Genomic DNA, 20544 nt, shown 5'->3' on the forward strand with positions numbered 1-20544 from the left:
TTTTGCCTAGTCTGGACTATAGCAATATTTATAATAGATGAAGACCAATATTGAAAGATGCTAAAGAAGCATTTATCAATCTTCATCCCGGACTCACTAACCGCGGAAACTAAGGATTTAAAACTGAAAACCAATAAGGTTGGAGTGATAGGAAGATCCGCGGCTATATTTAATGTTGACCGGATTGTTGTGTATCATGACGATGCAAATCAGAAAGAGGCAGATTTTATTAGTGATATTCTCACTTATATGAATACACCTCAATACCTTCGAAAGAAGGTCTTTCCTATAAGGAAGGAGTTTAAACACGTGGGACTTCTCCCACCGCTTAGGACTCCACATCACCCCACAGGGAAGCCCAGTGAAGGCGATTATAGACAAGGATTAACACTGAAAAGAACCAAAAAGGGGACTTTCGTTGATATAGGAGCGGATAAACCCGCTTTTTGCAAGGAAAAACTAACAGTTAACATCATACTAAGCTTTCGAGTAACCAAACTGGGTAAAGAGATAATTGTTGAACCCGATGAACCAGTAGATGAATACTGGGGATATGAGACATTATCTACTTATAAAAATCTTCACCAAAGTATTAAGTCAGTAAAACCGGATGTTGTGGTTGCAACTTCCCGTTGTGCTGCACCAATAACTTCTATTTTAGATGAAGTAGAATCTAAGGTAAAAGATGCCAAACGCATTGCTATTTTGTTTGGTGGTCCTTATTCTGGCTTGCCTAATAATATTAAAAGCCAAAAACTGGTTGATCTTGAAGTGAATACTATACCCCATCAAGGTGCCAAAACTGTAAGGACCGAAGAAGCGGTTTTAGCGACTTTGTCAATATTTAACTTGCTCTTAAATTTAGAATAATCAGGAAAATAGGAAAATTGTGTAAGTAAGGAGGTAAAATTAAATGGCTAGACATCATCAACCAAGAAAAGGATCAGTTGCATTTAGTCCTAGAAAGAGAGCCGCCAAAGAGACACCAAGAATCAAGTCCTGGCCAGTGGCTGAAGAGCCGAAATTACTGGGTCTTGCTGGATATAAAGTGGGTATGACTCATGTTATGATGGTAGACAACGCTAAAAATTCTCCAACCGAGGGAATGGAAGTTGCTACTCCAGTTACTATTCTTGAAGTTCCTCCCATTTTTGTAATGGGGATCAGGGCTTATGAAAAAACTTCTCGCGGACTAAAAGCTATGGGGGATATTCTCTCAGAAACTTTAAATGAAGAATTGAAAAGGAAGATTTCACTTCCTAAAGAATACAATAAAGAATCTGCCCTTAAAAAAATCCAGGATAATTTGGAATATGTGGCAGAAATACGAGTTTTGATTAACACTAATCCCAAAGTAACCAGTGTGCCTAAGAAGAAACCAGAAATATTTGAATGTGGTGTCGGAGGCAAAACTGCAGAAGAACAATTAAATTTTGCTTTAGAATTATTGGGACAAGAAATTAGTGCCAAAGATATTTTTTCTGATGGGGAATTTGTGGATTCCATTGCAGTAACTAAAGGTAAAGGTTTCCAGGGCCCAGTTAAAAGATGGGGGATCAGGATTCAATACGGTAAAGCTGCTCGAAGTAGTAAAGCTAGACACGTTGGTTCTATTGGTCCATGGACCCCTTCAAGGACCATGTGGACTGTTCCTCAAGCTGGTCAAATGGGATACCACAAAAGAACTGAATATAACAAAAAAATCTTAAAAATTGGTGAGTCATCTGAAGTCGATGCTGTAAACCCTGCTGGAGGGTTTGTAAAGTATGGTTTAGTTAAAAATGACTACATCATCATTAAAGGATCAATACCAGGTCCTTCTAAGAGGCTAGTAATATTAAGAAAAGCTATAAGAGCCCATGGAAAAAATAACGACGCACCGCAGATCAACTATATTAGTACTGCATCTAAACAGGGTGTCTAATTGATTTTAATTAAGAGTGGTTTAAATGAAAAAAATTAAGGTTTATTCATTGGAAGGCGAAGTCACAGAAGAGATTGAATTGCCTGAAATATTCCAGGAAGAATTCAGACCTGACCTTATCAAAAGAGCTGTAATCTCATCACAAACCGCCAGAGTACAACCATGGGGTTCCGATCCAATGGCCGGCAAACGAACCAGTGCTGAATCATATGGTGCTGGTCGTGGTGTGGCAATGGTACCTCGTATAAAGGGCTCTGGTTCTAAAGCAGCATTTGTACCTCAGGCAATTGGTGGTAGGAAAGCACATCCTCCACGACCTCAAAAGAATTATCATGAAAAAATAAATAGAAAGGAAAGGAGATTCGCTATTAGATCTGCTTTAGCAGCCACTTCCAATTTGGAAATTGTGGAAAATAGAGGACATAAATTAGAGAACATACCTCAAATTCCTTTAGTTGTGGATGATGAACTCTGCAAGGTCAAAACTACCAAAGAAACCCGTGAAATCTTTAAAAAGCTGGGTATTATGGATGATGTTGTAAGGGCTAAAGAAGGTAAAAAAATCCGATCTGGAAAAGGAAAGATGAGAGGTCGAAAATATAAATCTCCAAAAGGACCTCTAATAGTTGTAGGTGAAGACAAAGGTATTAGTTTAGGAGCTAGAAACCACGCTGGTGTGGACATAGTTTCTGTAGAAAATTTAAATACTGAGCTTTTAGCGCCTGGAACTCACCCTGGAAGACTAACAGTTTTCACTAAGTCTGCCATTGAAAAATTGGGGGAACTCTTCCAGTAGGGATTAATCCCTAAATAGGAAAAAGGTGGGATATTATGGATCCTTACGCAGTTATTGTAAAACCTCATGTTACAGAAAAAAGCATGAACTTAATTGATAAAAATAATGAATTAACATTTGTAGTCTTAAGAACTAGTGATAAATCCACTATAAAAAGGGCTTTTGAAGAACTCTTTGCAGTTAAAGTGGAGAAAGTTAATACTCAAATAAACTCTAAAGGTGTAAAACTAGCTTATATTAAGTTATCTTCAGAACACAAAGCTGAAGACATCGCCGTAAAAATGGGAGTATTTTAATTATTAACTGTCAAGTTTACTTGGAGGAAAAAAAATGGGAAAACGTTTGATTTCACAAAGGAGGGGAAGGGGAACCTCTACTTATAGAAGTGCTTCTCACCGTTTTAAAGGAAAGATAGAATATCGTTCCTATGACTCATTGGAAAAAGAAGGTAGCTTAAAGGGAAAGGTTATTGATATTATGCATGATCCTGGAAGAAGCGCCCCTGTTGCAATGGTCAAATTCGAAAATGGAGAAAAGAAACTTATTTTAGCCCCAGAAAGCATTCAAATTAATGATGATATTGCCTGTGGAATTTCTGCCCCTATTAGTCCGGGTAATTCCTTACCAATAGGTGAAATTCCTGAAGGTACTCCCCTATATAATATTGAAAACAGGCCAGGAGACGGTGGCAAATTTGTCCGGTCTTCTGGAACTTACGCTTCTTTGATCACTCATGACGTTGATAAAGCCGTCATTGAACTCCCATCCGGTGAATTAAAAGCATTTAATCCTCAGTGCAGGGCCACTATAGGCGTTGTAGCTGGTGGCGGAAGAAGGGAAAAACCATTCCTTAAAGCAGGTAATAGATACCATGCTCTCAATGCTAAGGGTAAGAAATGTGTTAGTGTTAGAGGAGTGGCTATGAACGCAGTTGATCACCCACACGGTGGTGGAAACAGACAGCATCCTGGACGACCTACTACTATATCCAGACATGCTCCACCAGGAAGAAAGGTTGGTTCAATTGCTGCCCGAAGAACAGGGAAGAGGAGATAACTTTAAAACTATTAGGAGGTAGCTGATTGGCACGTAAAGTATTTAAGTATCGTGGTTATACCTTGGAAGAATTACAGGAAATGCCCCTGGATAATGTTATACAAATATTCCCTTCCAGGCAAAGAAGATCCCTGAAAAAGGGTTTTTTACCAAGGCAAAAAAAGGTACTGGAAAGAATTAGAAAATTAAAGAAAGAAGAAAATAAGGGCGGAAGACCCCAAATTATTAAAACTCACTGCAGGGACATGATCGTCCTTCCTGAAATGGTAGGAATTACCTTTGGAATTTATAATGGTAAAGAATTTGTCCAAGTAGAAATCCAACCGGAAATGATTGGATGCTACTTTGGAGAATTTGCACCTACTAGACAGAAAGTTCAGCACGGAGACCCAGGAATGGGAGCTACCAGATCATCTATGTTCGTACCTCTTAAATAAGGAGATTTTATTATGGCTAAAATTAAATACGCTTATAACGAGGACGATAAGGCAAAAACTGCAAAATCTGTTGGGAGATCACTTAAGATATCTCCTAAACACGCTGTAGAACTTTGCCGTGAACTAAGAGGAAAAAATCTGGAAAGTGCTAAAACTTACTTGGAAGACGTAATTCAAATGAACAGAGCTGTTCCTTTCAAAAGACATAACAAAAAAGTTGGTCACAGAAAAGGATTAACTGGATGGCCTAGTGGTAGATACCCTGTAAAAGCAGCCACCCAAATATTAAAAGTTCTAGAAAATGCTGAAGCAAATGCTGAATACAAAGGTTTAGACACAGAAAACATGAAAATTGTTCATATTTCTAGTCACAGAGGCTTTGTAATGAAGGGCTGGACTCCCCGAGCATTTGGAAGAGCAAGTCCATTTAACACACCAACTACTCACTTGCAGATAGTTCTAGGGGAGGCTTAGATTACATGATAGAGAAAGATTTCGTCACAGAAGGCCTAAGAAGAACAAGAATCGATGAATATCTTGAAAAAGAACTTGAAAGAGCCGGATACGGTGGAATGGAAGTTCAAGTAACCCCTCTAGGTACTATGGTAGTAGTTTACGCTGAAAGACCAGGAATGGTTATTGGTAGAGGCGGAAAAACTGTTAGAGGCATCACTCAAAACTTAAAAACCAAATTTGATTTGGAAAACCCACAAGTAGAGGTTAAAGAAGTAGATGTGCCTGAATTAAATCCTAAAATCATGGCTCATAAAATTGCAGCCATGCTACAAAGAGGTATGCATTTTAGAAGAGTAGCTTATACTACTATAAGAAGAATCATGGGCTCAGGAGCTCAAGGTGTAGAAGTTACTATCTCTGGTAAAATCAGAGGAGCTAGATCTGCTACTGCTAAATTCACTGATGGTTACATTAAAAAATGTGGTGAACCTTCAATTCGATTAGTTAAAGAAGGATTTGCAACTGTTCAATTAAAACCTGGTGTTCTTGGAATATACGTTCGTATAATGCCTCCGGGTGTAGTTTTACCTGATAAGGTGGATATTAAAGCTCCAGTAATTGAAGAAACTGTAACTGAAATAGTTGAAGAAACAGTTGATACTGAAAAAGCTGAAGAACCTCTAGAATCTGAAGAAGAAGATGAAATTGTTGAATCTGAAGAAGAACTTGAAGAATTAGAGGAAATTGAGGAGTCTTCTGAAGAGGAAGTTGCTGAAGCTGATGTGGAAGAGTCTGAGGAGTCTTCTGAAGAGGAAGTTGCTGAAGCTGATGTGGAAGAATCTGAATCTGACGAAAAACCTTCAGAAGCAGAAAAATAAGCAATAGGCTTCAAAGGGATGAAAAAAATGGCAATCTTAAGAAGTAGAGATATAAGAGAAATGGATGTAGAGGAAATCCAAAAAAAATTGGATGAACTCAAGGCAGAATATGCCAAAAACATCTCCAAAAGTTCCGCAGCTGGTGTTTATGAAAACCCTGGTAAAATCAAGGAACTAAAAAGAACTATTGCTCGTGTTCTTACAATTATGAATGAAAAACAGAAGGAGACATAAATGAAAATCTGCGATGTATGTGGTCTTCCAGATGAACTCTGCGTCTGTGAAGAAATAGCACGGGAAGTTCAGACAGTTAAAGTGTACACAGTACGAAGAAGATTCGGAAAACTGATGACCATTGTAGAGGGCATTGACGAGCACGATATTGACATAAGGGAACTTACTAAAGAGCTGAAAGCAAAATGTGCCTGCGGAGGTACTGCTAAAAAAGGTCAGATAGAACTTCAAGGGGACCATAAAAAACGTGTTAAAGAAGTTCTTGCTAACATGGGCTTTTCTTCAGACACTATTGAGATCCGTGAAATGGATCGAAAAAGTAACAGACGAAGATAAATTCGTATTGGGCCAACATGATAACTCCACAAAATATATTTCGACATGAGCTCATTGGGCTTGAAGTTGAAATTATGAAAAGCTCTCATAAAGAGTTAGTAGGGATTAAAGGGAAAATTGTAGATGAGACTCGAAATACTATTCAAATTGAAAATGAAAGTGGTAGAGAAACTCTGATTGCGAAAAATGTTGCAATTTTTCATTTCTTAATTCCTGATGGTCAGAAAGTGGAAATTGATGGAAAAATCTTAGTAAGTCGCCCGGAAGACAGAATAAAAAAGAAATTTAGGAAAATTTAATTGGTGATAATATGATTGGTATCGACGTTCCAGAGCCTAAATCCGAATGTAATGATCCTAACTGTCCTTTTCACGGAACTTTACCTGTTAGAGGACAAGTTCTGGAAGGAATAGTTACTAATGATAAAGCGGAAAGGACCATTACTGTGGAAAGAAGCTTTTACAAATTCATTAGAAAATATGAAAGATACGAAAAAAGAAAATCAAAAATCAGCGCTCACATTCCAGATTGTATTCAGGTACAAGTTGGAGACGCAGTTAAAATTGCAGAATGCAGGCCTTTAAGTAAGACCAAGCATTTTGTAGTGGTTGAGGTAAAGGGAGAGAAGTGAAATGAAGGCTATTACATCTAATGTTGCCAAAGCACTACCTATAGGTGCCCGACTTCAATGCGTTGACAATACTGGTGCTAGAGAAGTGGAAATTATCTCTGTAAAAGGATACAAAGGTGTTCGCCGTAGACTTGATGTAGCCGGTGTCGGTGATATGATTATTGTTTCTGTGAAAAAAGGAGCTGTTGACATGAGAAAAGAAGTCATGACTGCAGTTGTTGTAAGACAGAAAAAAGAATTCCGACGTGCTGATGGACTACGAGTTAAATTTGAAGATAATGCAGCTGTAATTATCAGTCCAGAAGGTGTGCTTAAAGGATCTGAAATTAGAGGTCCTGTAGCTAAAGAAGCTGCTGACAGATGGCCTGGTGTAGGAAGCGCAGCTAGTATAATTGTATAAGGTGATAAAATGTCAACACAACCTAGAAAACAAAGGAAATACATTTACACTGCACCTTTACACGCACGCCACAAACTTATGGGTGTGACCTTAAGTAAAGATCTTCGAGAAGAATTTGGTAGAAGATCCCTTCCTGTAAGGAAAGGAGACACTGTTCAAGTTATGCGTGGTGATTTTAAGAACCACGAAGGAAAAATTGAAAAAGTGGATCTTAAAAACTACCGGGTACTGGTCGAGGGTGCTACTACTCAAAAAACAGATGGAAATGCAGTTTTTTTCCCGATTCACCCATCAAATTTGATGATTGTGGATATGGACTTGAAAGATGAAAAAAGAAATAAAATTATAGAGCGGAAGGGATAACATGGCAAAGATGGGATCAAGAAAACATCTTAAACGTTTCAAGTCACCTAAACATTGGCCCATTCATCCTAAGGAAGATAAATGGACCGTTAAACCGTCTGCAGGCCCTCATGCCATTGAAGACTCACTACCTCTCATGATTGTTATCAGAGATATTCTAAAAGTTGCTGATAACTCAAGGGAAGCAAAGAGAATCATTAACAATGGTGAGATATTAGTAGATGGACGTGTAAGAAAAGATTACAAATTCCCCGTAGGATTTATGGATGTAATACAGATTCCTACCAATGGAAGCGTCTACAGGGTTTTGCCTGATGAAAAAGGAAGACTTATACTACATCCAATCAAAGAAGAAAATGTAGAATTTAAGTTATGTAAAATTGAAGATAAAACTACTGTTAAAGGTGGAAAAACTCAATTAAACTTACATGACGGAAGGAACTGTCTCAGCGAAGAACAACATAAAGCTGGAGATGTAGTGAAACTTAAAGTACCTGAACAAGAAGTTATGGAATCCATAATTTTTGAAGAAGGTAATATTGGTCTGGTCACCGGTGGTAAGCACATTGGTGAAATTGGAAAGATTAAAGAAATTAATATAACTAAATCTTCAAGACCTAACACAGTTATTATTGAAACTGAAAGCAAAAAGACATTCCTAACTTTGAAAGATTATGTTTTTGTTATTGGAAAAGAAGAACCAGTTATTTCACTCCCTGGAGGTAAGTAAATGAACCCTATGGAGGAAATAACCATTGCTAAAGCCACTGTCAGTATTGGTGTTGGTGAAGGTGGTGAAAGATTAGTCCGTGCTGAGAATTTATTAAACTCACTCACTGATCAAAAATCTGTTCGAACTTATTCTAAAGTAACTAATCCTGAATTTGGTATACGAAAAAACCAACCAATAGCATGTAAAGTAACCTTACGTGGTGAAAAATCTGAAAAAGCTATAAAAATGGTTTTAAGTGGAATAGGTAATAAATTAAAAGCAAGACAGTTTGATGCTCAAGGTAATGTTTCATTTGGAATTGAAGAACATATTGATATTCCAGGAATGAGATATGAACCGGAAATAGGAATATTTGGGATGAACCTGTCTATAACTTTTGAAAAACCCGGATACCGAATTAAAAGAAGAAAAATTCAAAGGAAAAAAATCCCGGCTAAACACCAGGTCAATAAAGAAGAGACCATGAAGTTTATGCAGGATAAATTCCAGGTTAAAATAAAGTAAGGGTGATATAGTGCCAAGAAAATATGGAAAGGCATCCAGAAAATGTTCAAGATGCGGGGATCACTCTGCTCTGGTTAGAAGATATGGGCTTATGTTATGCAGACAGTGCTTCAGAGAACTTGCCCCAAAAATTGGATTTAAAAAGTATAATTAGGTATAGAGGTGTTTAAATATGACTCTTATGGATCCTCTTGCAAATGCCCTAACTAATATGCGGAACAATGAAATGCAGGGAAATGGGAATTGTAATATCTCCCCAGCATCTAAATTAATAGGGCGTGTCTTAAGGACTATGCAAAAAGAAGGCTACATTGGTGAATTTGAATACATTGATGACGGCAAAGCTGGAAAGTTCATTGTTGAACTGGAAGGAAATATAAACCAATGTGGGGTTATCAAACCCAGACATGCCGTTAAAAAAGATGAATTCGAAAAATTCGAAAAAAGATATTTACCAGCTAAAAATTTCGGAATAATGATTGTTACCACCCCTCAGGGTATAATAACCCACAAAGAAGCAAAAGAAAAGGGTATTGGTGGCAGATTGCTGGCATATATATATTAAGGTGATATCATGGTTCTAGCAGCTGTAATTCGGGAAGAAATTGAAATCCCGGAAGGTGTGGAAGTTACCTTAAATGATGAGGTTAATGTAAATGGGCCTCAAGGTCAACTTTCAAGAAAATTTACCTACCCCATCACCATAAAAAAAGAAGATGAGAAAGTAGTATTGGAAAGTCAGTTTCCTAAAAAGAGAGATAAAGCAATGCTGGGAACAATCAGATCCCATATCTCAAATATGATTACTGGGGTAACTGATGGATTCACATATACTATGAAAATAGTTTACGCTCACTTTCCTATGACTGTAAAAGTAACTGGGAATAAAGTTACTATTGAAAATTTCCTTGGAGAAAGACATCCCCGTACTGCTAATATAGTCGGGACTGCTAAAGTTCAAGTTAAAGGTGATGAAGTCATAGTGACCGGGATTAACAAGGAAGACGTGGGACAAACCATGGCTAACTTAGAACAGGCCACTAAAATTAAGGGAAGAGATCCTAGGGTATTCCAAGATGGTATATACCTCATTAATAAAGATTAAGGCATTGAGAACTACTTTATCGGTGATTCAATGAAGAAAAAATTCAAACGTCAGGAATATGCCAGGTATAAGAAGCTCGGTGAAAAGTGGAGAAAAGCCAGAGGAAAAACTAGTAAAAGAAGGAGATACGAAAAGGGCAAACCTGCCATGCCAACTATTGGTTATGGTACTCCAAGATTAACTAGAGGCCTTCACCCTTCCGGCTACCAGGATATTCTAGTAAACAATGTTAAGGAATTAGAGAACTTAGATCCTAGCAAACAAGCAGGAAGAGTAAGTTCTACTGTAGGAAAAAGAAAAAAGGAAATAATGTTAGAAAAAGCTAAAGAACTGGGTATTAAAATCTTAAATAAATAATATCAGTTCTTTTAGAAATGTCCGATATGATTATTATCATATATATCATTTGATGTATTATTATTCAAAAGCCAAAATGGCTATTGATGAGGGATTGGTAAGGAAATATAAAATTAATCCAATCTTGAAATGATTTGAACATCATTTCATTAACGGGCATACTTGAATCATTATGGTTCAAGTCATTTTATCAGCTCAACGCTGAACAAGGAGGTTTCTTAAATGAATCTTACTACTCAGAAAAGATTGGCTGCAGATATACTTAAAGTAGGGGTAAACCGTGTATGGATTGACCCTGAACAAGTAGAAGAAGTTTCACGGGCTATAACCAGGGAAAGTGTGAAGCAGCTAATAGATGCCAAGGTTATCAAGGCTAAACCTCAAAAAGGGATAAGCAGTTATAGATCTAAAAAAATAGCCCAACAAAAAAGTAAGGGAAGAAGAAAAGGTAGAGGTAGTATTAAAGGCGCCCAAGGCGCTCGAAGTCCTAAGAAGGAAGCTTGGATGACTACCATAAGGGCCTTAAGGAAGGACCTTAAACAAATGAGAGACGATCGGGAGATCAACACTACTTCATATCGTAAACTCTACAGGATGGCAAAGGGCGGTGCCTTCAGAAGTAAATCTTACATGAAAACCTATGCCCGGGACCACGACTTGCTCAGGAAGTAGGAGGGATTAAGTTGGCACACGGATCAAGATATAAAGTAGCATTTAGAAGAAGAAGAGAAGGAAAAACTGATTATCATGCCAGATTAAGATTAGTTGATCTGGATAAATCACGTCTGGTTGTTAGAATTTCTAACAATCATGTCATTGCTCAAATAATCAACGTGGCAGAAAATGGTGATGAGACACTAGTTTCAGCTCATTCTAAAGAATTAGAAAAATTAGGATGGTTAGCTGGAACCAAAAATACGTCTGCAGCATATTTAACCGCATACTTATGTGCTAAAAAAGCATTAAACAGAGGTATTGATGGCGCTGTTTTAGATATAGGTCTCAAATCATCTACAACTGGTTCTAAAGTATTTGCAGCATTAAAAGGAGCAGTTGATGCTGGTTTGAATGTTCCTCATGGAGAATCAATTCTTCCTGATGAAAGCAGGATTACTGGTGAACATATAGCAGAATATGCTAAGTCCTTAGATGATGCTGAACTTAAGAATAAGTTCTCAAAATATTTAGAAAAAGGTCTTTCACCAGTTGATTTACCAGACCACTTTGAAGAAATAAAGAACAAGATAAATGAGGCTGAGGTATAATCATGAACTTTAACAAAGAGGACTGGGAACCTAAAACTAATTTAGGGCGCATGGTAAAAGACGGCGTCATAACGGATATTGATGAAATATTCGAAAAGGGTTTACCTATAATGGAACTAGAAATTGTAGATAAATTACTCCCTGGTTTAGAAGAAGAAGTAATGGATGTTAACCTGGTCCAAAGAATGCACAAATCTGGAAGAAAAGTAAATTTTAGAGTAATTGTTGCTGTTGGAAATAAAGACGGTTATGTGGGTTTAGGTCAAGGTAAAGCACGTGAAGTAGGCCCTGCTATCAGAAAAGCAGTTGATGATGCTAAATACAATATTATAAAAGTTAGAAGGGGCTGTGGAGATTGGGGTTGTGTTTGTGGAAAAGAACACACCGTACCATTCAAAGTGTCTGGAAAAACTGGTAGTGTCAGGGTAACTATTATGCCTGCTCCTGGAGGAGTAGGATTAGCTATTGGTGATGTTGGAAAAACTATCATGAAATTAGCAGGTATTGATGATGTATGGTCCCAAACTAGTGGCCAAACACAAACTACTGTAAACTTTGCCAATGCAACCTTTGATGCCTTGAAACAGTTAAGTAAGGTAAAAGCCCAGAAAAAAGATCTTAAAAATCTGGGTGTTTGTACCAGTTAAATGGTGATAAAATGTTTGCAGCAATTAGAGTAAGAGGCGAAGCCGGTGTTAAGAAAGATATTTCAGACACCATGATGATGTTACGACTCAACCGGATTAATCATGCAGTTTTAATTGATGATGAAAATCCTAGTTACAATGGAATGCTCATAAAATCCAAAGATTACATAACCTGGGGTGAAATAGACTCAGAAATCCTCGCACAACTTATTCAAAAAAGAGGACGGATTGTCGGTGGCGAAAAAGTAACTGATGAGTACATTAATGATAACACAGATTATTCTTCTATAGAAGAATTTGCTGAGGCTATCTTTGAGTCCAAAGTGACTTTAGAGGAAGCCAACATAAAACCAGTATTCCGACTACACCCTCCAAGAAAAGGATATGAGAGTGTTAAAACCGCTTTTGCTGAAGGAGGAAGTTTAGGATACCGGAAGGAACAAATAAAGGACCTCATCAAAAAAATGGTCTAGTCCTTCATTATTCCTAATCGGTTTTATACCAATTAAGGACAAATAAGGAGATTTTATAATGATCAGGAAATCAAGGAAAATAAATAAGATGAGAGGATCCAGAACCGTTGGTGGCGGTTGTTCCAAGAAAAGAAGAGGAGCAGGTCACCGTGGTGGAAGAGGTATGGCTGGAAGCCATAAACACCTCTGGAGCTGGATTGTTAAATACGATCCAAAACACTTTGGTAAATACGGTTTCAAAAGACCTCTAAAATCTATAAATGAAGTTAACACTGTAAATTTAAGTTATTTAGATGAAAAATCTGAACAACTCCTGGAAAAAGGATTGGCTACTAAAGAAAATGACGTTATTGTTATTGATGTCACTGACCTTGGATATAATAAAGTATTAGGTCAGGGTAAGTTAACCAAGCCTTTAAATATCAAAGCACCTGTTTTTTCTGCAAGTGCTGAGAGGAAAATCCAGGAAGCTGGAGGAGAGGCTTTAATCCTCTAATATTTAATTTTTTCATCTTTAAAGGCAAGGAGTGAAGTAATTGTTAGAGAAATTACAGCCAATTTTTTCAATTTTACCTCAAGTCGCATCACCAGCCCATAGGGTTTCTTTCAAGGAAAAACTGAAATGGACTGGTATCATATTGGTACTATATTTTGTACTTTCAAACATACCTTTATATGGGCTAAGCCCATTAGCTGTGGATCAATTTGCTCAACTGAGAGCAGTACTTGCAGGTAGTTTCGGTTCAATACTGACTTTAGGAATAGGGCCCATTGTATCTGCATCTATTGTTTTGCAGTTGCTAGTTGGGGGGAAAATTTTAAAATTGGATCTTTCTCAACATGAAGATAAAGCCCTCTTTCAAGGTGCTCAAAAACTTCTTGCTATAATATTTACTCTCTTCGAAGCACTGGTAATGGTCCTCACTGGAGCAATTGCAGCTACTTCCCAATCCTATATATGGATTTTGATTTTGCAAATGACCATTGGCGGAATCTTAGTCATATTTTTAGATGAAGTGATTTCTAAATGGGGATTTGGTAGTGGAGTAGGACTGTTTATTGCTGGGGGAGTAGCACAACAAATTATTGTTGGAGCTTTCAACCCTCTAGCCTCACCCACTCAACCTGGAGTACCTGCAGGTAAGTTAACCGGATTTTTATATCTTCTATCGACAGGTCAAAGTCCAGATGTTGTTTACTATCTCATGCCGGTGATATCGGTTATCATAGTATTTTTAGTAGTGGTCTATGCGGAAAGTATGAGGGTAGAAATACCACTATCTTATGGTGGAGTGAAAGGTGCTAGGGGTAAATATCCTTTGAGATTTATTTATGCCAGTAACATGCCTGTAATTTTAGCCAGCGCATTACTTTTAAATGTGCAGCTTTTTGCAAACATATTCCAAAAAATAGGATACCCTATTTTGGGCACTATTTCCAATGGACAAGCTATAAACGGATTGGCTTATTATTTGACACCACCTTCTTCAATAGAAGTTCTATTCACAGATCCATTAAGAGTTCTATTCTATGGTGTAGTTTTCATTGGAATTTGTATATTGTTCGCTATTTTATGGGTGGAATTAAGTGGTATTGGCCCAAAACAAGTAGCCAAACAGTTGCATGGCATGGGAATGCAAATTCCAGGTTTTAGAAGCAGCAAAAGACAGTTTGAAAAAATACTTAAAAAGTACATCCCCGCCATCACAGTTTTAGGTGGTGCTTTTGTAGGTCTCCTTGCATTTGGTGCTGATTTGACTAGCGCATTAGGTGGGGGTACTGGTGTACTGTTAACTGTGGGTATTGTTTACAGACTCTATGAGGAGATAGCACAGGAACAATTAATGGACATGCATCCAATGTTGAGAAAATTCTTAGGGGATTAATAGCTGAGCAAAAATATAAAAATGGGAGTTATGGTAAAATGAAAGTAGTTGTAATTGCGGGAATACCTGGTTCAGGAAGTACTACTATATTAGACCACGCATTAGAAAACCTTGATTATGTAAATGTTAATTATGGGGATGTGATGCTTCAAATAGCTCAGGAAAAAGGTTTGGTTGAAAATCGAGATCAAATGAGAACATTATCCCCTGATGTTCAGAAAGAAATTCAGAAAGCTGCAGCAAAAAGTATAAGAGAAAGGTCGAAGCTAACTAACATAATCGTTGATACTCACTGCACTATTAAAACACCTGTTGGTTTCCTACCAGGATTGCCAAAATGGGTTTTAGATGAGTTACAACCGGATATGTTTGTGTTGATTGAAGCTGATGCTGATGAAATATTGATTCGTCGAATCAGTGACACTACTCGAAGTAGAGACATGGAAATGATGAAAGATATTAATCTTCACCAGGAAATGAATCGCGCAGTATCCATGGCTTATGCTGCATTAACTGGAGCTACAGTTAAAATAATAGAAAACCATAATGATCAGCTGGATGATTCCATTGCAGAAATGGTAGATACATTGAGTTAGTCATATTAAATTTAAATTAATAATGAATTATCCTAGAACACGAGGAAATAAAAATGGTACTTGATATATTTTACGGGGCTTTAAATGCTGTTTTTGGACCTGTTATTGCCCTGGATCCCAATCCAAATAACCCCATATTCACAATTTTTTTAATTTCCACTTTAGTGGCTTTTGTAATTACCCTGGCCAATAAACTGTTGGTTAATCAGGATAGATTAGAATCTCTTAAAATAGAGATGCAAGAGTTTCAGCAAGAGATGATGGAAGCAAGGAAAGCTAATGATCCTAAAGCAGTGGAAAAAATGCAAAAACAACAAATGGAGATGATGGGTAAGCAAAAAGAAATGATGACCATGTCTTTTAAACCCATGATTGTGACCATGGTTCCTATTTTGATTGTATTTTGGTGGATGGCCCAGGAACCACACATATCTCAAACTGTGGTAATGCTGCCTCAAGTAGCATATTATGTTTTACTTGTACCTTTATTCCACATGTTCTATCACACCGCACCTACCACTCCTCCAGGTGCAATAGAATGGTTGGGATGGTATGTTCTATGTTCATTCTCCATGTCCCAATTATTCCGAAAGTTAATGGGACTTAAAGGAGGAGGAATGTAATATACAAAATATTATTGTTTAATCAATATACTTATTCTAAAGTATATTAAATTGTAATTAATTAAATTAGGAGAGATTATATGCCAGCATTAAGATTTAGATCCAGATCATATAAGAGGACTTTTAAAAGGACTCCTGGTGGAAAAACAGTTTTACAATATAAAAAGAAGAAACCAAGTAAGCACATCTGTGCTGAATGTGGAAAACTTCTACATGGCGTTCCTAGGGGACGACCATATGAAATTAGAAAATTAGCCAAAACTAAAAAAAGACCAAACCGTCCATACGGAGGATACCTCTGTTCAGAATGCGCTAGAAAAGTATTCAAACAAGAGGCAAGGTCCTAATGATTATCACTATCGGTGGACTGGCAGGTAGTGGAACTACTACTGCTTCCAGAATATTATCTGAAAAATTGAGTATACCCTATGTTTCTGCAGGAGATATTTTCCGGCAGATGGCCGCTGAAAGTGGCATGGATATACTTGAATTCAGCAAATTCGCCGAAAATAATAATGAAATTGATATTGAGATAGATCAGCGACAGGCCAAAATGGCTGAAGAAGCAGAAAACCTCATAGTTGAAGGACGCCTTTCCGCCCATTTTGTGGACGCGAATTTAAAAATATGGATGATAGCTCCTTTTGATGTTAGATCTTTAAGAATCAGTCAAAGAGAGTTAAAACCAGTAGATTTAGTAAAAAAAGAAATCCAAATACGTGAGACTAGTGAAGCTCAGAGATATCATGAAATTCACAATATCGATATTAATAATTTAGAAATTTATGACTTAATCTTGAATACGAATAGTTTTCAAGCTGAAAGCGTCGCCGACATAATATTAAAAGTTACAAAGGTGATTTAATGCCAGCAATAGAAGTAGGAAGAGTATGTGTTAAAACCGCAGGTAGAGAAGCGGGAGAAAAATGTGTGATTGTAGATGTTATTGATGAAAAGTTCGTTGAAGTTGTAGGTTCATCTATTAAAAATAGAAGATGTAATATACAACACCTGGAACCTGTTGATCAAACAATTGAAATAAAATCTGAAGACCCTGAAGAGATCAAAAAACAATTAGAAACTTTGGAATAATATTAATCTTATAATATTATTCTAAAATGGATCTATTTTTTAATTGGTTTAATAATTTCAGCATTGAAACAATATTTTTTTTGCAGGTTATTTAATGGTAAACTTCCTGATTAAGGCTAAAAGTGAAACTAATCCTGAATATGGATGTTCACCTGAACTTAGGCCTATTGAAGAACATCTAACTAAAGGGATAATTAATCTAGATAAACCTTCAGGACCCACTTCTCATGAAGTTGACTCATGGGTTAGAAAAATATTCAATGCTCAAAAAACTGGCCACGGTGGCACTCTTGATCCTAAAGTTACAGGAGTATTGCCTATTGGTATTGATTATGCCACCCGGGTAATCCAACTATTACTGGTGGCAAATAAGGAATATGTTTGTTTGATGAGGCTTCACCAGGAAATAGAAGAGGATGTTATTAGAGATATTCTTGAAGAATTTCAGGGTAAGATCTATCAAACACCCCCTCTTAAATCTGCAGTAAAAAGAGAGTTAAGAGTTCGCAGTATCTACTATGTTAATATCATTGAAATTGATGGTCAGGATGTTCTATTTAGAATTGGATGTGAATCAGGAACTTATATACGTAAATACTGTCATGATATTGGCGAAGCACTGGGTATCGGTGCCCATATGGCGGAACTCCGCAGAACAAAATCAGGTCCCTTCCATGAAAATGAGGCTCTGGTAACTCTTCAGGATGTTACCGATGCTTTTTGCTACTGGAAAGAAGATGGTGATGAATCATACCTGCGCAAAGCAGTACTACCTATGGAGATGGCGGTTACGCATCTTCCAAAAATAGTTATACGGGATTCTGCAGTAGATGCCATATGCCATGGAGCTGACCTCGCTGCGGGTGGTATAGTAAGTCTGGATGATAATATCCAAAAAGGAGATATTGTTGTTATATTGACCATTAAAGGTGAACTGGTTGCTTCTGGTGAAAGCTTAGCAAATTCACTTGAAATATTAGAATCTGCTAAAGGAATCATGGTAGATACAAAAAAGGTTTTTATGGAACCTGAAACATATCCTAAGATGTGGAAATAATTATTAACACCAAATTAATGCTTAAAAAACTTCAATATAAAACAAAGAGAGGTATATTTTCAACTTTCTCATTTAAGAAAGGGTTAAATAGTATGCTATTTAAATACTATCTTGCTATATATAATACCTGCTAATTGTAAAGTTGAGAGATTATTTAATAGATAATAAATTCACTTAGTAAATTTTCTCATTATTGTATGAATTAGTAAGCAACTGTTTATCAGATGCCGGGATAGTCTAGCCTGGTAAGGCGCAAGACTGGAAATCTTGTGGAGGTATCCTCCGCCTGGGTTCAAATCCCAGTCCCGGCGTTTATTGGTATTTAAGCAAGTTACTAAAGATTTCTTTAGTTCTTGCCCCTATGACATATAAATTTGCACGAATAAACAAATGAAAAAAACGGACATGAAAAATGTCTTGAATTCGCTAAATCCCGTCTTGCGAATTTGCTCTAATTGGAGGTTAAATAAAATGGAAGAAGATTTCAAGCATATGATTCGTATTGCCAGAAAGGATGTAGATGGTAATAAGACAATTGAAAATGCTTTAACAGATATTAAAGGTATTGGAAACGCCTTGTCCCGAGCTATAAGTATTGGTATGGGTTTTGATCTTGATCAAAAAATGGGCTATCTTTCTGATGATGATGTTTTAAAAATTGAGGAAGCACTTAGAGACCCTCAACAATATGACGTTCCAGAATGGATGTTGAACCGTCGTAATGATTATGAAACTGGTGAAACTCAACACTTAATTGAATCCGATTTAGCAATGCGTCTGCGTGACGATTTAAACAGGATGAAAAAGACCAGAAGTTACAAAGGAAGAAGACACGAGGTTGGGTTACCTGTTCGAGGACAGAGAACAAAATCTACATTCAGAAAAGGCTCTTCTGTCGGTGTAAGAAGAAGAAGAGGAAGACAATAAACTTATAAGGAGATATGGTTATGGGACATCCAAGAAAAGCAAGGAAAAAATACGATACTCCACCTCATCCATGGAATGCTGAGAGGATTAAATCAGAAAATAAACTGGCATTAAAATACGGTTTGAAAAATAAAAAAGAGATTTGGAAAGCCGAAACAATGGTAAGAAGATACCGGAGGGATGCTCGTTATTTACTCGGTTTATCATCTGAACACACCGAAAATGAAAGAAAGCAACTTTTAGGGCACTTAATAAGATACGGAATTTTGGGAGAAACCACCAAACTGGAAGATGTTTTAAACTTAACAGTGGAAGATGTTCTAAGAAGAAGACTTCAAACTGTAGTTCACCAGAAAGGATTATCCCGAACTGCTAAAGAAGCAAGGATCTTTGTAGTACACGGCCATATTGCTATGGGTGGTAAGAAGATCGATTCCCCAAGCTACCTAGTTAAAAGAGGCGAAGAAGATAAGATTGGATTTTATCCATCATCCCCAGTAGCCAAACAAATCGAATCCCAACAAAAAACTAAAACTGAGGAAAAAGCTAAATAAGGAGCGATAAAATGGCTGAAAAAGAAAAAGAAAAATGGGGTATAGCTAATATTTACTCATCATTTAACAATACTATTATAACAGTCACTGATATCACTGGAGCAGAGACTATAAGTCAATGGTCTGGTGGAAAAGTGGTCCGTGCTGACCGACAGGAATCGTCCCCTTTCGCTGCAATGGAAGCAGCTTCTAGAGCTGCAGATGATGTACGAGAAAAAGGGATCGTCGGTTTACATATAAAAGTACGTGCTCCTGGTGGAAACGGTCCAAGAACTCCTGGACCTGGTGCTCAAGCAACTATACGGGCTTTAGCTAGAGCAGGGATCCGAATAGGAAAAATAGAAGATGTAACTCCCATACCTCACGATGGTACAGGACGACCTGGAGGTAAGAGAGGAAGAAGGGTCTAATATGGAGATTGATGTCAAAGAGAAGAATGGAAATGAACTCGTTTTCGTTATTGAAGATGTGGATGTGACATTTGTTAATGCTATTCGAAGGATTTGCATGATGGAAATCCCTAAAATGGCTATTGAAGATGTCTATGTTGTAAAAAATGATTCCGCAATGTTTGACGAAGTTCTTGCCCATAGACTTGGATTGATACCATTAGTATCTGATTCTGAGTCAATAGAAACTCTTGTAATGCCAGATGAATGTGATTGTGAGGATTATTGTCCTAAATGTACTGTTTCATTGGTATTAAAGAAAAAAGGCCCGGGAGTCGTTTACTCCAAAGATCTTTCTTCAGAAGACTCAAAAATAAAACCAGTATATGATACTATACCTCTTCTAAAGCTCAAAGACAATCAGGAAGTAGAATTAGAGGCAATAGCCCAATTAGGTATTGGAATAGAACATGCTAAATGGGAACCTACTACTGCATGTGCCTATAAATTCTATCCTCAGATAACTATTGATGAAAACTGTGATGAATGTCAAAACTGTGTAGAAGCTTGCCCCCGAGGCGTTTTAGAATTTGACCAGAAGGCTAAAAAAGTCGAAGTGGTTGATTTGGAAAACTGTTCCATGTGTAAAAGCTGCGTAAGGGTTTGTGATACTGGTGCAATTAATATTGGTTATCAAGAAGGAAAGTTCATATTCATAATTGAAACTGATGGGTCTATACCTCCTGAAGAGGTTTTATTAAAAGCTTGTGATGTGCTTTTTGAAAAAGCAGACAAGATTGTAACATTTTGTGAAGGAGGCTAATT

The 20544-nt window shown here is 37.2% G+C and carries 36 protein-coding genes and 1 tRNA gene; all 37 read left to right on the forward strand.

The window, feature by feature from the left end:
- The first annotated feature begins 57 nt into the window (after positions 1-57).
- Positions 58-870, forward strand: a complete 813-nt coding sequence (locus tag MXE27_RS05040) for a putative RNA uridine N3 methyltransferase (protein ID WP_248611316.1) — start codon at positions 58-60, stop codon at positions 868-870.
- A gap of 43 nt (positions 871-913) precedes the next feature.
- Positions 914-1924: a 50S ribosomal protein L3 gene (gene rpl3p / locus MXE27_RS05045; RefSeq protein ID WP_248611317.1), complete on the forward strand. Its 1011-nt coding sequence runs from the start codon at positions 914-916 to the stop codon at positions 1922-1924.
- Positions 1925-1949: 25 nt separating this feature from the next.
- Positions 1950-2720 (forward strand): 50S ribosomal protein L4, encoded by a 771-nt coding sequence (gene rpl4p / locus MXE27_RS05050; protein ID WP_248611318.1) that lies wholly within the window; start codon positions 1950-1952, stop codon positions 2718-2720.
- Positions 2721-2755: 35 nt separating this feature from the next.
- A complete protein-coding gene (locus MXE27_RS05055) occupies positions 2756-3016 on the forward strand; it encodes a 50S ribosomal protein L23 (protein WP_248611319.1) in 261 nt (86 codons plus the stop codon).
- A 34-nt stretch (positions 3017-3050) separates the two neighbouring features.
- Positions 3051-3776, forward strand: a complete 726-nt coding sequence (locus tag MXE27_RS05060; RefSeq protein ID WP_248611320.1) for a 50S ribosomal protein L2 — start codon at positions 3051-3053, stop codon at positions 3774-3776.
- Between the two features lie 26 nt (positions 3777-3802).
- Positions 3803-4213 (forward strand): 30S ribosomal protein S19, encoded by a 411-nt coding sequence (gene rpsS / locus MXE27_RS05065; RefSeq protein WP_248611321.1) that lies wholly within the window; start codon positions 3803-3805, stop codon positions 4211-4213.
- 12 nt (positions 4214-4225) lie between these two features.
- On the forward strand, positions 4226-4687 hold the full coding sequence (gene rplV, locus MXE27_RS05070; RefSeq protein WP_248611322.1) for a 50S ribosomal protein L22: 462 nt from the start codon (positions 4226-4228) through the stop codon (positions 4685-4687).
- Positions 4688-4692: 5 nt separating this feature from the next.
- Positions 4693-5547, forward strand: coding sequence for a 30S ribosomal protein S3 (locus tag MXE27_RS05075; protein WP_248611323.1), 855 nt, complete (start codon positions 4693-4695; stop codon positions 5545-5547).
- A 27-nt stretch (positions 5548-5574) separates the two neighbouring features.
- Positions 5575-5781, forward strand: a complete 207-nt coding sequence (gene rpmC, locus MXE27_RS05080; protein WP_248611324.1) for a 50S ribosomal protein L29 — start codon at positions 5575-5577, stop codon at positions 5779-5781.
- Positions 5782-6117 (forward strand): stress response translation initiation inhibitor YciH, encoded by a 336-nt coding sequence (gene yciH, locus MXE27_RS05085; RefSeq protein WP_248611325.1) that lies wholly within the window; start codon positions 5782-5784, stop codon positions 6115-6117.
- Between the two features lie 17 nt (positions 6118-6134).
- Positions 6135-6416 carry a ribonuclease P protein component 1 gene (gene rnp1 / locus MXE27_RS05090; protein ID WP_248611326.1) on the forward strand — a complete coding sequence of 94 codons (282 nt, stop codon included), beginning with the start codon at positions 6135-6137 and terminating at the stop codon, positions 6414-6416.
- Positions 6417-6427: 11 nt separating this feature from the next.
- Entirely contained in the window at positions 6428-6748 is a 321-nt protein-coding gene (locus MXE27_RS05095; RefSeq protein WP_248611327.1) for a 30S ribosomal protein S17, read from the forward strand.
- 1 nt (position 6749) lies between these two features.
- Positions 6750-7148: a 50S ribosomal protein L14 gene (locus MXE27_RS05100; RefSeq protein ID WP_248611328.1), complete on the forward strand. Its 399-nt coding sequence runs from the start codon at positions 6750-6752 to the stop codon at positions 7146-7148.
- 9 nt (positions 7149-7157) lie between these two features.
- On the forward strand, positions 7158-7511 hold the full coding sequence (rplX, locus tag MXE27_RS05105) for a 50S ribosomal protein L24 (RefSeq protein ID WP_248611329.1): 354 nt from the start codon (positions 7158-7160) through the stop codon (positions 7509-7511).
- 1 nt (position 7512) lies between these two features.
- Entirely contained in the window at positions 7513-8241 is a 729-nt protein-coding gene (locus tag MXE27_RS05110) for a 30S ribosomal protein S4e (RefSeq protein ID WP_248611330.1), read from the forward strand.
- Entirely contained in the window at positions 8242-8748 is a 507-nt protein-coding gene (locus MXE27_RS05115) for a 50S ribosomal protein L5 (RefSeq protein ID WP_248611331.1), read from the forward strand.
- 10 nt (positions 8749-8758) lie between these two features.
- Positions 8759-8902 carry a 30S ribosomal protein S14 gene (locus MXE27_RS05120; RefSeq protein ID WP_013295326.1) on the forward strand — a complete coding sequence of 48 codons (144 nt, stop codon included), beginning with the start codon at positions 8759-8761 and terminating at the stop codon, positions 8900-8902.
- 18 nt (positions 8903-8920) lie between these two features.
- Positions 8921-9313 carry a 30S ribosomal protein S8 gene (locus MXE27_RS05125; RefSeq protein WP_248611332.1) on the forward strand — a complete coding sequence of 131 codons (393 nt, stop codon included), beginning with the start codon at positions 8921-8923 and terminating at the stop codon, positions 9311-9313.
- A 9-nt stretch (positions 9314-9322) separates the two neighbouring features.
- A complete protein-coding gene (locus MXE27_RS05130) occupies positions 9323-9853 on the forward strand; it encodes a 50S ribosomal protein L6 (RefSeq protein ID WP_248611333.1) in 531 nt (176 codons plus the stop codon).
- Positions 9854-9883: 30 nt separating this feature from the next.
- Positions 9884-10210 (forward strand): 50S ribosomal protein L32e, encoded by a 327-nt coding sequence (locus MXE27_RS05135; protein WP_248611334.1) that lies wholly within the window; start codon positions 9884-9886, stop codon positions 10208-10210.
- A gap of 222 nt (positions 10211-10432) precedes the next feature.
- On the forward strand, positions 10433-10882 hold the full coding sequence (locus MXE27_RS05140) for a 50S ribosomal protein L19e (protein WP_248611335.1): 450 nt from the start codon (positions 10433-10435) through the stop codon (positions 10880-10882).
- 11 nt (positions 10883-10893) lie between these two features.
- Positions 10894-11475, forward strand: a complete 582-nt coding sequence (locus MXE27_RS05145; protein WP_248611336.1) for a 50S ribosomal protein L18 — start codon at positions 10894-10896, stop codon at positions 11473-11475.
- 2 nt (positions 11476-11477) lie between these two features.
- Positions 11478-12122 carry a 30S ribosomal protein S5 gene (rpsE, locus tag MXE27_RS05150; RefSeq protein ID WP_248611337.1) on the forward strand — a complete coding sequence of 215 codons (645 nt, stop codon included), beginning with the start codon at positions 11478-11480 and terminating at the stop codon, positions 12120-12122.
- 11 nt (positions 12123-12133) lie between these two features.
- Positions 12134-12595, forward strand: coding sequence for a 50S ribosomal protein L30 (gene rpmD, locus MXE27_RS05155; protein ID WP_248611338.1), 462 nt, complete (start codon positions 12134-12136; stop codon positions 12593-12595).
- Between the two features lie 58 nt (positions 12596-12653).
- Positions 12654-13091 carry an uL15m family ribosomal protein gene (locus tag MXE27_RS05160; protein WP_248611339.1) on the forward strand — a complete coding sequence of 146 codons (438 nt, stop codon included), beginning with the start codon at positions 12654-12656 and terminating at the stop codon, positions 13089-13091.
- A gap of 40 nt (positions 13092-13131) precedes the next feature.
- The gene (secY, locus tag MXE27_RS05165) at positions 13132-14481 is read left to right on the forward strand and encodes a preprotein translocase subunit SecY (protein ID WP_248611340.1); all 1350 of its coding nucleotides are present in this window, start codon (positions 13132-13134) and stop codon (positions 14479-14481) included.
- 38 nt (positions 14482-14519) lie between these two features.
- Complete coding sequence (locus MXE27_RS05170) at positions 14520-15077, forward strand: adenylate kinase (RefSeq protein ID WP_248611341.1); 558 nt, start codon at positions 14520-14522, stop codon at positions 15075-15077.
- Between the two features lie 53 nt (positions 15078-15130).
- Positions 15131-15700: an EMC3/TMCO1 family protein gene (locus MXE27_RS05175; RefSeq protein WP_248611342.1), complete on the forward strand. Its 570-nt coding sequence runs from the start codon at positions 15131-15133 to the stop codon at positions 15698-15700.
- 80 nt (positions 15701-15780) lie between these two features.
- On the forward strand, positions 15781-16047 hold the full coding sequence (locus MXE27_RS05180; protein WP_248611343.1) for a 50S ribosomal protein L34e: 267 nt from the start codon (positions 15781-15783) through the stop codon (positions 16045-16047).
- On the forward strand, positions 16047-16565 hold the full coding sequence (gene cmk, locus MXE27_RS05185) for a (d)CMP kinase (RefSeq protein WP_248611344.1): 519 nt from the start codon (positions 16047-16049) through the stop codon (positions 16563-16565). Before MXE27_RS05180 ends, cmk begins: the two co-directional genes overlap by 1 nt.
- Entirely contained in the window at positions 16565-16792 is a 228-nt protein-coding gene (locus tag MXE27_RS05190) for a 50S ribosomal protein L14e (protein WP_248611345.1), read from the forward strand. Before cmk ends, MXE27_RS05190 begins: the two co-directional genes overlap by 1 nt.
- 94 nt (positions 16793-16886) lie before the next feature.
- A complete protein-coding gene (locus tag MXE27_RS05195; RefSeq protein WP_248611346.1) occupies positions 16887-17849 on the forward strand; it encodes an RNA-guided pseudouridylation complex pseudouridine synthase subunit Cbf5 in 963 nt (320 codons plus the stop codon).
- A 226-nt stretch (positions 17850-18075) separates the two neighbouring features.
- Positions 18076-18160: transfer RNA gene (locus MXE27_RS05200), tRNA-Ser, on the forward strand.
- 160 nt (positions 18161-18320) lie between these two features.
- Positions 18321-18776, forward strand: coding sequence for a 30S ribosomal protein S13 (locus tag MXE27_RS05205; protein ID WP_248611347.1), 456 nt, complete (start codon positions 18321-18323; stop codon positions 18774-18776).
- A 20-nt stretch (positions 18777-18796) separates the two neighbouring features.
- On the forward strand, positions 18797-19330 hold the full coding sequence (locus MXE27_RS05210; protein WP_248611348.1) for a 30S ribosomal protein S4: 534 nt from the start codon (positions 18797-18799) through the stop codon (positions 19328-19330).
- Between the two features lie 11 nt (positions 19331-19341).
- Positions 19342-19740, forward strand: coding sequence for a 30S ribosomal protein S11 (locus tag MXE27_RS05215; protein WP_248611349.1), 399 nt, complete (start codon positions 19342-19344; stop codon positions 19738-19740).
- Between the two features lies 1 nt (position 19741).
- Positions 19742-20542 carry a DNA-directed RNA polymerase subunit D gene (locus MXE27_RS05220; protein ID WP_248611393.1) on the forward strand — a complete coding sequence of 267 codons (801 nt, stop codon included), beginning with the start codon at positions 19742-19744 and terminating at the stop codon, positions 20540-20542.
- Positions 20543-20544 lie beyond the last annotated feature (2 nt).

Source organism: Methanobacterium alcaliphilum (genome assembly GCF_023227715.1).
Lineage (GTDB): Archaea > Methanobacteriota > Methanobacteria > Methanobacteriales > Methanobacteriaceae > Methanobacterium_E > Methanobacterium_E alcaliphilum.

Bases quoted from the DNA above. Each gene is read 5' to 3' on its own strand.
- MXE27_RS05040 (WP_248611316.1), top strand. From the start codon at position 58: ATGCTAAAGAAGCATTTATCAATCTTCATCCCGGACTCACTAACCGCG.
- rpl3p (WP_248611317.1), top strand. From the start codon at position 914: ATGGCTAGACATCATCAACCAAGAAAAGGATCAGTTGCATTTAGTCCT.
- rpl4p (WP_248611318.1), top strand. From the start codon at position 1,950: ATGAAAAAAATTAAGGTTTATTCATTGGAAGGCGAAGTCACAGAAGAG.
- MXE27_RS05055 (WP_248611319.1), top strand. From the start codon at position 2,756: ATGGATCCTTACGCAGTTATTGTAAAACCTCATGTTACAGAAAAAAGC.
- MXE27_RS05060 (WP_248611320.1), top strand. From the start codon at position 3,051: ATGGGAAAACGTTTGATTTCACAAAGGAGGGGAAGGGGAACCTCTACT.
- rplV (WP_248611322.1), top strand. From the start codon at position 4,226: ATGGCTAAAATTAAATACGCTTATAACGAGGACGATAAGGCAAAAACT.
- MXE27_RS05075 (WP_248611323.1), top strand. From the start codon at position 4,693: ATGATAGAGAAAGATTTCGTCACAGAAGGCCTAAGAAGAACAAGAATC.
- rpmC (WP_248611324.1), top strand. From the start codon at position 5,575: ATGGCAATCTTAAGAAGTAGAGATATAAGAGAAATGGATGTAGAGGAA.
- yciH (WP_248611325.1), top strand. From the start codon at position 5,782: ATGAAAATCTGCGATGTATGTGGTCTTCCAGATGAACTCTGCGTCTGT.
- rnp1 (WP_248611326.1), top strand. From the start codon at position 6,135: ATGATAACTCCACAAAATATATTTCGACATGAGCTCATTGGGCTTGAA.
- MXE27_RS05095 (WP_248611327.1), top strand. From the start codon at position 6,428: ATGATTGGTATCGACGTTCCAGAGCCTAAATCCGAATGTAATGATCCT.
- MXE27_RS05100 (WP_248611328.1), top strand. From the start codon at position 6,750: ATGAAGGCTATTACATCTAATGTTGCCAAAGCACTACCTATAGGTGCC.
- rplX (WP_248611329.1), top strand. From the start codon at position 7,158: ATGTCAACACAACCTAGAAAACAAAGGAAATACATTTACACTGCACCT.
- MXE27_RS05110 (WP_248611330.1), top strand. From the start codon at position 7,513: ATGGCAAAGATGGGATCAAGAAAACATCTTAAACGTTTCAAGTCACCT.
- MXE27_RS05115 (WP_248611331.1), top strand. From the start codon at position 8,242: ATGAACCCTATGGAGGAAATAACCATTGCTAAAGCCACTGTCAGTATT.
- MXE27_RS05125 (WP_248611332.1), top strand. From the start codon at position 8,921: ATGACTCTTATGGATCCTCTTGCAAATGCCCTAACTAATATGCGGAAC.
- MXE27_RS05130 (WP_248611333.1), top strand. From the start codon at position 9,323: ATGGTTCTAGCAGCTGTAATTCGGGAAGAAATTGAAATCCCGGAAGGT.
- MXE27_RS05135 (WP_248611334.1), top strand. From the start codon at position 9,884: ATGAAGAAAAAATTCAAACGTCAGGAATATGCCAGGTATAAGAAGCTC.
- MXE27_RS05140 (WP_248611335.1), top strand. From the start codon at position 10,433: ATGAATCTTACTACTCAGAAAAGATTGGCTGCAGATATACTTAAAGTA.
- rpsE (WP_248611337.1), top strand. From the start codon at position 11,478: ATGAACTTTAACAAAGAGGACTGGGAACCTAAAACTAATTTAGGGCGC.
- rpmD (WP_248611338.1), top strand. From the start codon at position 12,134: ATGTTTGCAGCAATTAGAGTAAGAGGCGAAGCCGGTGTTAAGAAAGAT.
- MXE27_RS05160 (WP_248611339.1), top strand. From the start codon at position 12,654: ATGATCAGGAAATCAAGGAAAATAAATAAGATGAGAGGATCCAGAACC.
- MXE27_RS05170 (WP_248611341.1), top strand. From the start codon at position 14,520: ATGAAAGTAGTTGTAATTGCGGGAATACCTGGTTCAGGAAGTACTACT.
- MXE27_RS05175 (WP_248611342.1), top strand. From the start codon at position 15,131: ATGGTACTTGATATATTTTACGGGGCTTTAAATGCTGTTTTTGGACCT.
- MXE27_RS05180 (WP_248611343.1), top strand. From the start codon at position 15,781: ATGCCAGCATTAAGATTTAGATCCAGATCATATAAGAGGACTTTTAAA.
- cmk (WP_248611344.1), top strand. From the start codon at position 16,047: ATGATTATCACTATCGGTGGACTGGCAGGTAGTGGAACTACTACTGCT.
- MXE27_RS05190 (WP_248611345.1), top strand. From the start codon at position 16,565: ATGCCAGCAATAGAAGTAGGAAGAGTATGTGTTAAAACCGCAGGTAGA.
- MXE27_RS05195 (WP_248611346.1), top strand. From the start codon at position 16,887: ATGGTAAACTTCCTGATTAAGGCTAAAAGTGAAACTAATCCTGAATAT.
- MXE27_RS05205 (WP_248611347.1), top strand. From the start codon at position 18,321: ATGGAAGAAGATTTCAAGCATATGATTCGTATTGCCAGAAAGGATGTA.
- MXE27_RS05210 (WP_248611348.1), top strand. From the start codon at position 18,797: ATGGGACATCCAAGAAAAGCAAGGAAAAAATACGATACTCCACCTCAT.
- MXE27_RS05215 (WP_248611349.1), top strand. From the start codon at position 19,342: ATGGCTGAAAAAGAAAAAGAAAAATGGGGTATAGCTAATATTTACTCA.
- MXE27_RS05220 (WP_248611393.1), top strand. From the start codon at position 19,742: ATGGAGATTGATGTCAAAGAGAAGAATGGAAATGAACTCGTTTTCGTT.